This is a genomic window from Streptomyces sp. NPDC111520, from assembly GCF_055635295.1.
Genome location: NZ_JBVKBW010000004.1, coordinates 558279 through 571657, shown reverse-complemented (window position 1 = coordinate 571657; position 13379 = coordinate 558279). Strand labels below are relative to the sequence as shown.

Annotated in this window: 14 protein-coding genes and 1 pseudogene; 4 read left to right on the top strand and 11 right to left on the bottom strand. The window is 71.5% G+C overall.

Annotated features, from left to right (window positions below):
• The first annotated feature begins 208 nt into the window (after positions 1-208).
• Complete coding sequence (locus tag ACZ7MY_RS12130) at positions 209-739, top strand: hypothetical protein (protein WP_499601271.1); 531 nt, start codon at positions 209-211, stop codon at positions 737-739.
• Positions 740-790: 51 nt separating this feature from the next.
• On the opposite strand, the gene ACZ7MY_RS12125 is transcribed toward ACZ7MY_RS12130, so the two are convergent.
• The 3 genes from ACZ7MY_RS12125 to ACZ7MY_RS12115 all read right to left on the bottom strand — a co-directional run bounded on the left by ACZ7MY_RS12125 (position 791) and on the right by ACZ7MY_RS12115 (position 3140).
• A complete protein-coding gene (locus tag ACZ7MY_RS12125; protein ID WP_499601270.1) occupies positions 791-2263 on the bottom strand; it encodes a hypothetical protein in 1473 nt (490 codons plus the stop codon).
• Positions 2264-2393: 130 nt separating this feature from the next.
• Complete coding sequence (locus ACZ7MY_RS12120; protein ID WP_499601269.1) at positions 2394-2747, bottom strand: antibiotic biosynthesis monooxygenase family protein; 354 nt, start codon at positions 2745-2747, stop codon at positions 2394-2396.
• Between the two features lie 120 nt (positions 2748-2867).
• Positions 2868-3140: a DUF3253 domain-containing protein gene (locus tag ACZ7MY_RS12115; protein ID WP_499601268.1), complete on the bottom strand. Its 273-nt coding sequence runs from the start codon at positions 3138-3140 to the stop codon at positions 2868-2870.
• A gap of 129 nt (positions 3141-3269) precedes the next feature.
• Between ACZ7MY_RS12115 and ACZ7MY_RS12110 the strand changes: the two genes are divergently transcribed.
• Positions 3270-4253 carry a helix-turn-helix domain-containing protein gene (locus tag ACZ7MY_RS12110; protein WP_499601325.1) on the top strand — a complete coding sequence of 328 codons (984 nt, stop codon included), beginning with the start codon at positions 3270-3272 and terminating at the stop codon, positions 4251-4253.
• A 101-nt stretch (positions 4254-4354) separates the two neighbouring features.
• Here ACZ7MY_RS12110 and ACZ7MY_RS12105 read toward each other — a convergent pair whose 3' ends face one another.
• Together ACZ7MY_RS12105 and ACZ7MY_RS12100 are read right to left on the bottom strand one after the other, a co-directional pair.
• Complete coding sequence (locus ACZ7MY_RS12105; protein ID WP_499601267.1) at positions 4355-7021, bottom strand: outer membrane protein assembly factor BamB family protein; 2667 nt, start codon at positions 7019-7021, stop codon at positions 4355-4357.
• Positions 7022-7969: 948 nt separating this feature from the next.
• A complete protein-coding gene (locus ACZ7MY_RS12100) occupies positions 7970-8503 on the bottom strand; it encodes a GNAT family N-acetyltransferase (RefSeq protein WP_499601266.1) in 534 nt (177 codons plus the stop codon).
• 174 nt (positions 8504-8677) lie between these two features.
• Between ACZ7MY_RS12100 and ACZ7MY_RS12095 the strand changes: the two genes are divergently transcribed.
• A complete protein-coding gene (locus tag ACZ7MY_RS12095) occupies positions 8678-9547 on the top strand; it encodes an LLM class F420-dependent oxidoreductase (RefSeq protein ID WP_499601264.1) in 870 nt (289 codons plus the stop codon).
• A gap of 367 nt (positions 9548-9914) precedes the next feature.
• Here ACZ7MY_RS12095 and ACZ7MY_RS12090 read toward each other — a convergent pair whose 3' ends face one another.
• The 6 genes and pseudogenes from ACZ7MY_RS12090 to ACZ7MY_RS12065 form a co-directional block, all read right to left on the bottom strand.
• On the bottom strand, positions 9915-10400 hold the full coding sequence (locus tag ACZ7MY_RS12090; RefSeq protein WP_499601263.1) for a hypothetical protein: 486 nt from the start codon (positions 10398-10400) through the stop codon (positions 9915-9917).
• Positions 10401-10492: 92 nt separating this feature from the next.
• Positions 10493-10726 carry a hypothetical protein gene (locus tag ACZ7MY_RS12085; RefSeq protein ID WP_499601262.1) on the bottom strand — a complete coding sequence of 78 codons (234 nt, stop codon included), beginning with the start codon at positions 10724-10726 and terminating at the stop codon, positions 10493-10495.
• 448 nt (positions 10727-11174) lie between these two features.
• Positions 11175-11681 (bottom strand): annotated as a pseudogene (locus ACZ7MY_RS12080) (RNA-guided endonuclease InsQ/TnpB family protein); the annotation flags it as partial.
• Positions 11624-11830: a helix-turn-helix domain-containing protein gene (locus tag ACZ7MY_RS12075; protein WP_499601261.1), complete on the bottom strand. Its 207-nt coding sequence runs from the start codon at positions 11828-11830 to the stop codon at positions 11624-11626. The gene ACZ7MY_RS12075 and the pseudogene ACZ7MY_RS12080, both read right to left, overlap by 58 nt.
• 287 nt (positions 11831-12117) lie before the next feature.
• Complete coding sequence (locus tag ACZ7MY_RS12070; protein WP_499601260.1) at positions 12118-12492, bottom strand: fic family toxin-antitoxin system, toxin component; 375 nt, start codon at positions 12490-12492, stop codon at positions 12118-12120.
• Complete coding sequence (locus ACZ7MY_RS12065; RefSeq protein WP_499601259.1) at positions 12489-12734, bottom strand: plasmid mobilization protein; 246 nt, start codon at positions 12732-12734, stop codon at positions 12489-12491. The genes ACZ7MY_RS12070 and ACZ7MY_RS12065 overlap by 4 nt, the downstream gene beginning before the upstream one ends.
• 264 nt (positions 12735-12998) lie before the next feature.
• Between ACZ7MY_RS12065 and ACZ7MY_RS12060 the strand changes: the two genes are divergently transcribed.
• Complete coding sequence (locus tag ACZ7MY_RS12060; protein ID WP_499601258.1) at positions 12999-13346, top strand: CATRA system-associated protein; 348 nt, start codon at positions 12999-13001, stop codon at positions 13344-13346.
• Positions 13347-13379 lie beyond the last annotated feature (33 nt).

The window sequence follows — 13379 nt, the reverse complement described above, 5'->3', positions numbered from 1 at the left end:
CCCGGCGGGGGCGAAGACCGTGTTCCGGATCAGGCTGCCGGGCGATGTCGGGAGCGGGAATCGTCCGCCGTGCCGACATCGCCCCAACCGACCACGGCGACAGTGCCGTTGGCCGTCCGCCGGCCGTCCCGACAACACCCGGCGGTAGGGGTGGATCGCTCGGAGGTGTGAGCCTAGTTTGAAGTGTCCACGACCTGGGAGGGGCCCGATGAGACGTACGGAAGCGGCCAGGCAACTGGGGAGGTTCGTGCGCGAGCACCGTACCGACGGCGCACGGCGTCTGCGGCAGGCGGGCATCTGGCTGCTCGTCGGGGCCGCGGGCACGGCCATCGGGCTTCCGATCGCCATCGCGTCGGTGGGCACCACCGAGGGGGCACCGGGACTGGCAGGGCTCCTGCTCGGCCTCGGCCTGGTCGGGTTCGGCCTGGGGACCTGGCGGCTGGTGCAGGCATTCCGTACCCGGGAACAGTGCTTCGACATCCACGAGCGCGGGTTCACCTACCGGGTGGCGGGCACCGCCACCGTGATCCCCTGGGAGGACGTCGCGCACGTGAGTACGTCCGGCGGCGACGACCGGCCGCTCGCCGAAGCCCGGGGCATGGGCTCCACGTGCCGGATCCACCTGCGCAACGGACGCCGGATCCACGTCGACACCTTCACCGAGGACATCCACGACCTGGCGGCGGTCATCCACCGGGCGGTCAGCCTCGGGGAGCACCCCAAGGGCCGGGGACGCTGACGGGAAGGCACCGGTCGGTCGTCCCGGAGCTGCCCTGCTCCGACGTGACGGCTACAGGCCCGCCCGGGTGAGCAGCCACTCCATGCGCTCGACAGGCAGGTGCGGCGAGGCAGCGGCGGCCTCCGCGACGTGCTCCGAGGAGTCGGCGAGGAGCCGGAACAGGGACGGGAGCGGAAGGTTGCGGTGAGCCGCGACCGCGCTGCGGACGCGCTGTTCGGGGTCGGAGGCCAGCTTCCCGGCGAGTTCCGCGGGCAGATCCGGATCGCGGGGCGCGAAGGAGCGAAGCCGGGGCTCGGCGTCCGTGGCGAAGCGCCGCAGCACCTCCGGGGGGAACGCCAGGACCTCGGCCCGGTCCCACCAGAACGTGAACTTGTCCCGCCTGCGGTAGCGGCGCTCGATGCTCTCGGCGGTCGCGGGACCGACCAGGTGCGGAGCGGCGGCCGCCATGGTGAGGCGGACGATCTCCTCCTCGTCGTCGAGCAGCCGGGCCACCGCTTCGGCGGGAAGGCCCTTGCCGGCGGCCGCCGAGACGCGGAAGCCGACGTAGGGCGAGTCGATGTGCGGCAGCGGGTCGGCTGTGACCCATGGCAGCCGCAGGATCCGCAGTTCCGTCGGCGCGAAGGAGTCCTGGAACCACCGCAGGACCGCGTCGTCGTCGGCGTCGGGGCCCGGGTCGGCCTGCGAAAGCGACACCTCGTGGACCGAGGCGTGGATCCGCTCCCGCACGTGCTCGGGCGTGTCGGGCCGGGCGAAGACCTTCACCCGGACGTTCAGCGCCGGATCGACGGCGAGGACGTCGCGGACCGAGGGCGGCAGGTCGGGGTGCCGGGCGAGCTCGGCGCGCACGTCGCTGTCCGGATCGTCGGCGAGCCGCCGGAGGGTGCCCGGATCGAGAACCGCGTGGATCACCGCGCCCGCACGGGTCACGGGGTCCGCGAGCAACGCCGGCAGCAGATCCGACGGCGGTACCGGATGGGGCTCGGCCGCGAAGTAGGTCGAACAGGCCGCGGCCCGGACCTCGGCCTCGGGATCGGTCAGCAGGATCCGGCGGACCGCTTCCGGCGCCCCCGTCCAGTGCCTCGCCAGCGCGGCGCGGACCGTGGGGTCGCGGTCGTCGGCGAGCCGGGCCCGGAGGTCGGGCGGCGTGTGGCGGCCCTTGGCCAGGTTCTCGCGGACCTGTCGAGCGGGGTCGTCGATGAGCTGCTCCAGCATCTCCCTCGGTGCGGTCGCGGCGTTGACCACGAGCGCGGACCGCACCCCCTTGTCCCGATGGGCGGCCAGCCGGACGCGGAGCCGGTCCGGCAGACGGTCGTTCAGCGCCAGGCCGTGCAGGAGCCGGTCGTCGTCGATCGCCACGATCTCGGCGACCATGTCCTCGGTGAGATCCGGACGCCGCGCCACCTTCCCCATGCCCCGCCGCCAGGCGAACAGCCGGCGGATCATGGGAGCCGGCAAGGCGGGATTCGCCGCCAGGCCGTCCATCACCCCGCCGAGGTGGACCGGAGTCAGGGCATCGGCATCCATGCGGCCAGGATGTCAGGCGGCCTCCGACGCGACGCGGGGTGGTCCGCGGCCGGCACGCGATCTCGCCGGCGCGTCTTCCCGTCGGCTCGGGCCGCCGCCGGCAGCGGCGGCCCTCCCTTCGCCGCTGCCGTCAGGAGGGGTGCAGTTCGACAACGACGCGGTAGCCGACGGGTTCTGACGTGATGTGGAGGCCCGGGTCGTCGAACATGCGCTGCAGCGAGGCATGCCACTCGGGGTTGCCGGTCGCCTTGTCAAGGGCGGTGCCCGAGGCCCACTCGGCGACGTGGACGAACCGCGTCTCGGGGGCGTCGGCCAGGGGGCGGTGCAGACGGGAGCGGAGGAAGCCGGGCTGGGCCGACATGATCCGGGCGTTCTCCTGGTACACCTCGGCGAAGTGGTCGGCCTCGTCCGCCGGCACGGTGTAGCTCTTGATGACGGTGACCGGGCCGTCGACGCCGGTCTTCGATTCCAGGGAGTGACTCATGCACACGGTGACCGGCGGCGCTTCGGCCCTGTGACAGGCCGTCGGATCTTTACCCCCTGATGACCTGACGCCGCCCCTCGAGGGCGCCGCTCCGCGGTTTCCGCCAGGCAGCGCCGTACGTCAGCGGGGGCGACGGATGCGGATGGGGCCGCGGGCCTCGTCCGGCTCGACGGGACGGCCTCCCTGCGTGATCTCCACTTCGCCGGCCGCCACGAGCCGCCGGGCCGCGCGCCGGGCCGCTTCCATCAGCTCCCGCCAGCCGTCGTCATCGCCTTCGTACGCCGCCCTCGCCGCGTCGGAAGGGCAGATCGACGCGGTCGGAGCACGATCGTCCAGCAGCTCCAGGATGGCTCGCTCCAGGCGCCGGCCTGTTCGCCGCTCGTCGCCGGACACACGACCAGTGTCGCAGCTTCCGTCGGGGCATTCAAAGCCCCCTGAGATCACCGACGAGGCATTCGGGCCGCATTCGGTTTCCCGGTCCGCGATCACGACCGGGTACTCCACTATACTTTCGATGTGATCATGTCAGCCAACTCGAGCGCCGGTACGCCATCCCGTTCCCGTTCACCCAGAATTCACATCCAGGTCGCCCTGGCCCATGCGCGACGCGATGAATTGCTGAAACAGCGGTGGCAGGGACTGAACGACGCCCGTCCTTGGCAGGTGCATTCGCTACGCGTACCCAGGCAGTACACGACGGGCCATTACCGGTGCTGGCTGGATTCCTTCTCCATCGGCAACATCGCGGTCAGCGAACAGTACGGCGACGCGGTGGAAGGCGTCATCGGCATGAAGCGCTCCACGGAGCGGCGCACGGCGGTCCACATCGTGCAGAGCGGCGGGCTGAGCCTCACCGAGGCGGGTCGCACCGTCCAGGTCGCGCCGGGCACCCTGTGCGTGCGGGATGCGCAGGTGCCGCGGGAGTTCTCCTACCGGCCCGGCACACGGGCACGGGTGCTGCTGCTGCCGTCCGGGACCCTGACCGACGCGGGGCTGGACCGGGCTCCGGCACTCTCGCTCATCTCCCAGAGGACACCGGAGGCGCGACTTCTGCTGGGGCAGCTCCATCTGGTCCGCGAGGCACGGGGCGATTTGAGTCCGGCGGGCGTCCGTGCCGCTCAGCAATCCGTTCTGCAATTGCTGGCCGGCGCGCTCATGGCCAAGGGAATTTCCGCCGACACCGCCCTCCGCCCTTCGCTCCGCACAGCCGCACGCAATTGCGTGGAATCCCGCCTCCTGGACCCCCACCTGTCTCCGGCGGAGATAGCGCGGACCCTTTCGGTGTCCGTTCGCACATTGCACCGGGCGTTCTCCGAGACCGACGAATCCCTGATGGCCTACGTACGGCGGCGCCGCTTGGAGCGAGCACGCGAGGAACTCGTCGCACTCGGCGGAAGGCACACCGTCTCCGCCGTGGCGGCCCGGTGGCACTTCTCCGACGTGAGTCACTTCAGCCGCGCCTTCAAGCGGCAGTTCGGCGAGGCTCCGAGCGCCGTCACTCCCTGAGGCCGTGACGGGGCGCGGTCCGCGCTCCGGGGCACGGCGGCTCGCCGCCGCGTCCTGCCGGAGCGGTGTCCGGCAGGACGCGGCGGTGGGCGGGCCCGGGGTTAGTGGGCCGACACCGGGACGGTGACGTTGCTGAACTTGTTGGCGCCTGCGGCGTCGCCCGCCGCGACCGGGCCGTGCGTCCAGATGCCGAGGACGTTGTTGGAGATCGTGTTCCCGGTGATCCGGACGGACATCGGGTCCACGGTGCTCACCAGCAGGCCCGTGGTCTGCAGATCGTCGCCGGCGCCGGTGTCGCTGTCACCGACGGTGTTGTTGGTGCCGATCTGGTTGTTGCCGATGACGTTGCCGCCCAGGTCCACGCCGGACGCGCCACCGTGCACGGCCACGGCCGCCCAGCCGTTGCCGGTCATGACGTTGCTCTGCACGGTGTTGCCGTAGACGGCGCCGCCCGTCACCGCCGACGCGAGGGTGACTCCGCCGCCGCCCGTGTCGAGTCCGTTGTCGAACACGTTGTTGCCGGTGATGCCGTTGCTGAAGACGCCTCCGGCGTCGGTGGCCCGCACGCCGCCGGGGGCCGCCGCGCCGTTGCGGGAGACCAGGGTGAAGCCGGATCCCGAGGCGTTGCCGTGCACGGAGTTCCCGCTGAAGGTGTTGCCCGTCGCGGGACCGGTCTCGTCGCTGACGACGATCCCGGCGCCGTTGCCGCTGACGGTGCCGGCCAGCACGGTGGCGTGGGAGCTGCCGAGCAGGTGGATGCCTCCGCCGCAGTCACCGGGCTCGGCGGGCGTCCCGCACGAAATGTAGGCGTTGGCGACGGCGTTCGGGCCCGTGCCGGTGTTGTTGCCCGAGACGATGGTGTTCGCGATGGTCGCGTTCTTCACGCTGTTGACGAGGATCCCCTCGCCGACGGCGTTCCTCACCGTGAACCCGGTCACCGTGACGTCGGGCGCGCTGATCTCGATGCCGTTGATCAGGCCGGTGGCGTCGATGGTGACGTTCGAACGGGCTTCGAGGGCCAGCGGCTTGGTCACCGCGACGTTCTCGTGGAACGTTCCGTTGCAGACGACGACCCGGCCACCGCCGGCCACCGCCTTGACGGCCGCGTTGACGGAAGTGAAGGCAGGGGTGCTGCAGCTGGTGTCGGCCGCGGAGGCGACGGCGGACGGCGAGACGTAGACCGTCTGCGGGAGGGTCTGCGGCAGGGAGAACGCGTAGAGCTTGTTGTTGTCACCCTTGGCCGGGAAGAACGGGCCCATGTTCTGGGTGTGGTAGCCGGAGCCCCAGTACACCGAGCCGTCCACGATCGACGCGCCGCCGAGGACCGCGCCCCCGCTGGGGAAGCCCCACTTGATCGCGCCGGTCGCGGCGTCCATGGCGTACATGTTGTTGCCGGCCGGATTCGTGGAGCCGCCGTAGACGACGCCGTTGGCGCTGGACACGAAGGACATGGGGGACGCCGAGTCGGGCGTCGCGGTCTCCCACAGGATGGTGCCACTGGCCGGGTCCAGGGCCGCCCAGAAACCGCCCGTGGTGGTCGACTTCTGTCCGGTCGCCGACGTCAGCGTGATGGGCAGGTGGTTGGTGTTGGTGTTGGCGACGTAGATGCGCTTGCCGTCCACGGCCGAACCCCACTGGAGGCCGCCGAGGTTGCCGCCGGGGCCGACCGCCGTGGCCCAGACGATCTTTCCGGTGGCGGGGTCGAGCGTCCAGTAGACGCCGCTCTTCTGGCCGATGCCGAGCAGGTCGGTGGCCTTGCCGTCGACGGTGGTGGTGAAGAGGTTGGGCGCGGAGCCGAAGTCGAAGTCGTCACCGAACCGCTGGCCGACGGTCCAGGTGTCGGCGGTCAGGGTCTTGGTGGCCCAGGCGATCGCGCCGGTGTGCAGGTCGAAGGCGACGATGGAGTCCTGGTAGTTGTCGGCCGCCCCGGGGTCGCAGTCGGTCTCGTCGGGGGACGTGCAGACGCCGGGCGGCACGGTGTAGTTGTTGCCCGTGCCGACGTAGACCAGGCCGGTCTTCCTGTCGACCACCGGGTTGCTGCCCCACACGGCGCCGCCGGTGTAGCCCTCGGGGATCACGTAGGTCTTCCACAGCTGCTTGCCGGTGGCGGCGTCCAGCGCGACGACGCTGCCGCGGAAGGTGTACGGCGGGGCGAACCGCTCGGCCTTGGACGACACGCCGACGTAGACGACACCGTCGGCGATGACGGGCGACGACGTCACGATGGCGGCCGGGTCCGCGTCGATCCGGGTCTTCCACAGCCGCGTGCCGGTCAGGGCGTCGATCCCGAAGAGGTACGCGCCCTCCGTGCTGTTGCCGCGCTGCTCGCCCGAGCCCGTGACGAGCGTGCCGTTCCAGTACGCGGGGCTGAGCCGTGAGATGTCGCCGGCGATCCCGGTGTAGTCGCTGATCCGGTGGCTCCAGATCTTCTGACCGGTCGTCGACTGCACCTTGTGGAGGTTGCCGGCCCAGTCGGGCGCGTACACGTAGCCGTTCACCACCGTGGGTGTGGCCGACACGCTGTCCCCGGTGGTGAAGGTCCACTTGGGTTTCAGGGCGGCCACGTTGCCCGTGCCGATGGTGCGCTCGGCGGCCGCGTTGTGCGTGTCGCCGAGGTCGCCACCCGCGTACGGCCAGTCGGACGCGGAGGCCGCCGGTACGACCGGGGTCGCGGCCGTCGCGGACGGTACGGCCGTCGCCGCCACGGCGGTGGCGGGCAGGGCCGCCGTGAGTGCGGCCATCGCGAGCCCGGCCAGGGCGGCACGCATCCGCCCTCGCCATGCTCGGGCTGGTGTGCGGGGTATGGACATGAGTAAGCGCCTCCCGATCCTTGGTGATCTTGCGGTCGAGAGCATAAGGACGCCCCGCGGCGCCGGGCGGTCGCCTTCATGGCGCGATATGCGGCCGCAGCGGTGAAGGAAAAAGGGCCGTCGGGGCGCCGTTTCCGGAAATCGGGGCGGCGTACGGCGATGCCCTTCCAAATTGACCGGCGCTTTCCATGTGAGCGCTGACGGCTGCGGAATGCGAGGGAACTCCGCGCAAGCCTCCCGTGAAGGTCGGGGTGCCGCGAATCCCTTGGACGGTTGAATTCCCCGAAGAGGAGGCGGGAAGGCTGCGGGACGCAGATGCAGCACCGTTCAGCCGGAACAGCTTCCGAACGCACTTCGGTGCGGAAAGACCGTCTCAGAGGCGCCTAGCGAGTGCGGGACGCTCCTCCGCCGGGCCGGAGCAGCACGAGCAGCACGTTCGCAGGAAGGGGGCGACCCATCGGGGTCAGCCGCAGGGCCCCGAACGGCACCGCCGTGGAGCCGAGAGGAAACGCTCCCGGAAGGAGGTGCGGACGCGCACGGCGCGGAATACGTCCTCGTTCCCGAACGCCCGCTGGAAGCGGCATCCCGGCTTCTCGCCCGATGTGAAAGGGAGCGCAACAGCACAGTGCCCACCGCCACATTCTGGTCGCGGCCGGTCGGGCCTCGCCTCCCCTCTCCGGCGAAGCCCCGAACCGAAGGCGGAAACAAGGATGACGCGTCCTCAGAAAGGCGGTACTCACCGAGGACATTTCGTCGTGCGGTACCGCGTTGCGGCGCCCACCCTCTGCCTCGGCTCTCGGCAAGCGTGGCACGCAAGTTCATGCGTCTGGCACGGAACTTCCAGTGCAGGACGTCGCCATGCAGGGTGGCTCCCCCGCCGACGCCGGCGGGGGCGGTCGCGCCGGTTCAGGCCTCGTACTCGGTGAGGTCGATGGTGTGGACGCGCAGCGGGAAGCCGTACGTGGGATGCGTGGTGTCGTGCTCCGGCACCATGCCGAGCTTGCGGATCACCTTCTCCGAGGCGGTGTCGCCGATCCGGGCGACCGCGACCAGGCGTTCCAGGCCGCGGTCCTGGAGCGCGAACTCCATCGCGGCGTGTGCGGCCTCCGAGGCGTACCCCTGGCCCCAGAACTGCGCTCCCAGCCGCCAGCAGACGGACACCTCGGGCATCACCTCGGGCAGGAACCCGGGCAGCGTGAGGCCGGTGAAGCCCGCCAGTTCACCCGAGGCGAGCAACTCGACGGCGAAGAGGCCGAAGCCCTCCTCGTCCCATTCCTCCTCCCACCGCTCGATGGCCTCCGCCGTGTGTTCCAGGTCGCGCACGGAGCCGTCGCCGACCCAGCGCATGACCCGCGGGTCGCCGTTGATCTCGGCCATGGGGACCAGATCGTCGTCCTGCCAGCGGCGCAGGAGCAGGCGGGGGGTCTGGATCTCGGTCATCGGCTCTTCCCGTCGGAGGTGGAGGCCGCAAGGGTAACCGGTGCGGCGGCCCGTCCCGGCCGCCCCCGGTGGCCTGCACCGTCCGGGTGACGCACCGGGCGGGCTCCGCGCGGCCTGCCGCGTCACCCGGGCGGGTCCGCGCTTCCCGCCTAGGGTGACGCCAGGAGGTGGCGGATGCGAGTGGGACTGCACGCGCTCGGCATCGGTGACGGTGCCCGTCCGCAGGTCGTCGCCGCTGTGGCCGCGGCAGCGGAGGCGCACGGTTTCGCCAGGCTCTGGTGCGGCGAGCACGTGGTGCTCGTGGACGCACCCGCCTCCCGGTACCCGTACTCCCCCGACGGACGCATCGCCGTGCCCGCGGACGCGGACTGGCTCGACCCGCTGCTCGCCCTCACCTACGCCGCCGCTGTCACCAGCCGGATCGAACTCGCCACCGGGGTGCTCCTGCTGCCGGAGCACCACCCTGTGGCGCTCGCCAAGCAGGCCGCCACACTCGACGTGCTCTCGGCCGGACGCTTCACCCTGGGGGTGGGGGTCGGCTGGTCGGCGGAAGAGTTCGCCGCGCTCGACGTGCCCTTCGCCGCGCGCGGCCGGCGCGCCGAGGAGTACCTCGCCGCGATGCGCACCCTGTGGGCCGAGGACCCGGCCACCTTCACCGGGGAGTTCACCCGGTTCGACGCGATCCGGGTCAACCCCAAGCCGCTGCGCGGCGCCCGGCTCCCGGTCGTCGTCGGAGGCAACAGCGACACCGCGCTGCGCCGCGCGGCGGCGCACGCGGACGGCTGGTACGGCTTCAACGTCCCCGCCGCCGACGTCCCCTCGCGCACGGCCGTCCTCGCCGACGCGTGCGCCCGCCACGGCCGCGCCTTCGACGAGTTCACCGTCGCGGTCGCGTTGAGCGACGGCACGCCGGAACACCTGCCCGCCCTCGCCTCGGCGGGCGTCTCGGAACTCGTCGTCGTCGGCGCGCCCCCGCCGGACCCCGACGCCGCCACCGCATGGGTCGCGCGACTCGCCCGCACCTGGATCCCCGACGCAGGCTGACGCCGGGCCGACACGGCGGGCGGAGGGGTGTCACCAACCCGCGGCCGACCCGGTCAGGGGGGTGACCACACGGAGAGCAACCACCCTCGTCGGGAAAGCACTTCGGCGGGCACCTCGTGACCGCCGGCGTCCGCCGCCGAAGGTGGGCTCCCGTGCGCCCGAGACACACACGCATCCATGACCCAGGACCGGTCCACCCCTTCCGCAGCCGCCTCGAGTACGTCGCACCCGAGCACCGCGTCTGAGTTCCCGCCCGCCACCCGTCGCGTGACGGGTCCGGCCGCGGCGGCGCGGCAGTGGTCGCCGCCGCCTCGTCCGCGGCGGCGTGGCGGAGCCGCAGCGCGCCGTCCGGGCGGCGCGGGGCGGCTCAGCCGCTCTTCGCCGCCCGGACGGCGTCGCGCAGCGCGTCCTTGAACGAGCTACCGGCGGGGTCGTCGCCGAGGGCGACGTGCAGGGACTCGGCCTCGGACCGGTCCGACCAGCGGGTGAACACCGACATCCCGCTGTCGACGGCCAGTCGCTGATCGCCTTCGGTGAGGGTCATGTCGGCCAGCCGCCCGGAACGCGCCGTGGTCGTCCCCGTGCTCGTGTCGGTCACCGAGACCAGCAGGTGCCTCGGCAGCAGCACGGCGGCGGTCAGCGTCTCGCGCAGGGCGCCGCCCCCGGTCAGGCGCGCGAGGACGCCGGGACGGCGCCGTGGCACGCTGCGGGTCTCCACACAGGCGGTCGCGGCCGCCGCGACGTCGCCGAGCAGTTCGGTCTCGGCCGTGGCCAGTACCGCCGTGCGCAGCCGGGGATCCAGGTCCCCGACCGTGCAACCGCGGCTCGTACGGGCGTACAACTGCTCGGGCATGGAGGCATCGTAGCCCTCGGGGCCGCCATGACCGCCGGCTTCCGCCGAAGCTCATGGGGCGTCATCGGTGCGTCATCGGTGCCACGTCGGAGTCACAAGGCCGCCTGCTGGGCCGCCTGGTAGGCGTTCCAGAGGGGTTGTACGACGGTGCACCGGCGGGCGGCGCCGTCCTGGCAGGTGGAGCACGAGGTCGCGTGGTCGAGCCAGGCCCGGTACGCCGTCTGAGCCGCCTGGTTCGCCCGGCTCACACGCGCCCGGACCACGGCACCGGGACCGGAACCGGTCTCCAGCCAGCGCTCCGTGAACCCGGGCTCCTCCTCCCCCATGACCAGACTCCCCCAACCTCGCCGGATCCCGCATCCGGCCGGCCCCACCGACGGACACCCCAATGTATCGGGCCGCCGCCCACGCCACGCGATCCTCCCCGGCATCCGGGCACCGTCACGGGCCCGCACCGTACGGGCGGAATCCCGCAAGCCAAATCGGGGCGGAGGCGTCTTCGACACCACCTCACCGCGGATGCGCAACGACCAGCGGCCCATGCTGGTCCAGGGAGTGTCGACGGCGGTCGCCCTGCTCGTCGACCACTCCATTGGTTAGGCGCGAAGACGCCTGGCTCCTGAAACATCCCGGCACCGGGGCAGTGTAGTTCCGCCGCGACTCCAACGTCTCGGCAGGCTCTGATCATCCAAGGCCGGGGCCAACTGCCCAACGGCCTCCTTCGTCGCCTTAACCGACCCTGGTCCCGCCCAGTGGCCTAGCGGCGAGTCCGTCTCAAGAGTCGGCCGACCTCGCGGTGATCGACTGCTTGGCCTCCTCCTCCGCCCGTGGACGGGGGATTCCAGCGGTTGCCCGCTGCAGTTCCTGTTTCACCGACGACTGCCCCGTCCAGGAGGACTCCCGTCGAGGTCTTACACCGCCTCCACAGGCAGACACCGCCAGCCCGGCGGCCAAAATGTTGCGCGCCGCATTGACATCGCGGTCGTGCATGGCGCCGCAATCGCACCGCCACTCGCGAACGTGCAACGGCAGCCTCTCGCGAACTGCGCCGCAGTCTCCGCAGAGCTTCGAGCTGGGGAACCAGCGGTCGATCACGACGAGGTCACGCCCGAACCAAGCGCACTTGTACTCCAGCATGGAGCGCAGTTCCGTCCACGAGGCGTCAGAGATGGCACGTGCGATCTTGCCGTTCTTCAGCATATTGCGGACGGCGAGGTCCTCGATCACGACCGTTTGGTTCTCACGGACGAGACGAGTCGACACTGCATGTAGGAGATCCTGCGCCGCTCGCCATACCAGGCACGAGTGCGCTCCTCCAGCGCCTTGTTGTACACCAGGCGTACACAGCCGAACGTGCGCGACAGCTCAGCTGCCTGCCCGTCCGTGGGGTAAAAGCGATACCTGAAAGCTCGCTTAACCTGCTGCGCCATACCTGACACTCTATCATTTTACATGTGAGCCTCTATGTCGCAGTGCGGTCGGGTGCCGCCCCTGCTCTGACGGCCACCCCACACTTCTGGCGCGGCTCCGCGCCGACGGCGGCGACGTGGCCGCGGCCGACCGGATCGGCGCGCTCGCCGCGGCCCCCGCCTGACCACCTGCGCCGAGCGCACCGCGGCGGCAGCCGATGCCCCGGGCTCGGTGCGCAGGGGAAGGAAGCAGGAGGACCCCGGCCCTCGCGGGGCCGGGGTCCGTCACGTCCGCCGGAGAGGACCGCCTACGCCGCCACCCATCCGCGGACGACCTCGGCGACCGCCCTGACGTCCAGGGCGTCCCGGTCGATCCGCGCCGCCAGCTCCGCCGCCTCCTTCGCGCCCACGGTCACGATCGCCCCGCCGGCCGTCAGGTACGCCGCCGCGACGACCGCGGCGAACAGCTCGTTGGCGTGCTCCAGCGCCGGCACCCGGATCAGCTGGTGCATGAGTGCGGCGGCGCGGTGGTGCACCTCCGTGTAGACGGGGGTGTCCATCACCTTGTCGGCGTGCCTGGCCACGGCGGCCGCCATGGAACCGAAGTCGGTAATGTCGGGGTCGCCGGGCATGTGCCGGTGCGCGAGGTCCAGCAGCCACGCCCGGTCGATGTGGACGATCACGCCGCGGCCCCGGCACCCTCGCCGGGCTTCGGGTGGCCGAACGCCTCCGCGAAGGTGTCGCCCCAGGCGTCCGCGAAGTGCGCGCCCGCGCCCAGGAACCGGTGCCGGAGGTCGTTGGCCTCGTCCGCCAGGACCTGGCGGGCGTAGTCGGACACGCTCATTCCGGCGGCCTTGGCCCGCGCCTCGATGCCGGCGGCCGTCTCCGCGTCCACCCTCACGTTGATCTGCCTCTGGCTGCTCATACCGGCACTGTAGCAGCCCGTACGTAGCGCTACGTCGAATCGGCGCTCCCCTTTCCCGCCCTGGACGGCTTGTCGAGCGGCACCACTTCGTCGCCCCCGCGATGCTCCTGGCACCACTGCCGCGTCCGCGGTCCCGCCCGCCTCCACATCCGGCGAACAGCCCCTGCATACAGAGGAATTCAGGCCGCACGCCCGGTGATGCGGCGCTATTCTGGGCTCCCCGTCCCGTCAGGGACGCGGGGAAGCAGCAACGGGGGGCTACCGGTGGATGCTGACGCGACGCGGCGTGCAGCCCGACGGCTTCAGGCTCTGGACGACTGGTTCCTGTCGGCCGAGAAATGGCTCGAGGTGGACGAGGTGCTGCGGGGCCTGAGCGCGGCACTGACGGCCGGGAAGACCGCGGACCGCGACGATGCGGTCACCAAGGCCCTCAACGCACTGCAGGGGCTGGAGTCCAGCTACCGTGCCAAGGCCCTGCCGGGTGGCCGGAAGTCCCCCATACCGGCGGATCTGCTCGAGCAGCGCAACGCCCTGGTCTGCGAACTCGGCCTCCGCCTGGACGGAACGGACGGACAGGGCGGCACGGGGGACGCGCCGGCCTCGGACGATTGAGCGTCCTTCGTCCTCCTGGAAGGGGTGACGCCT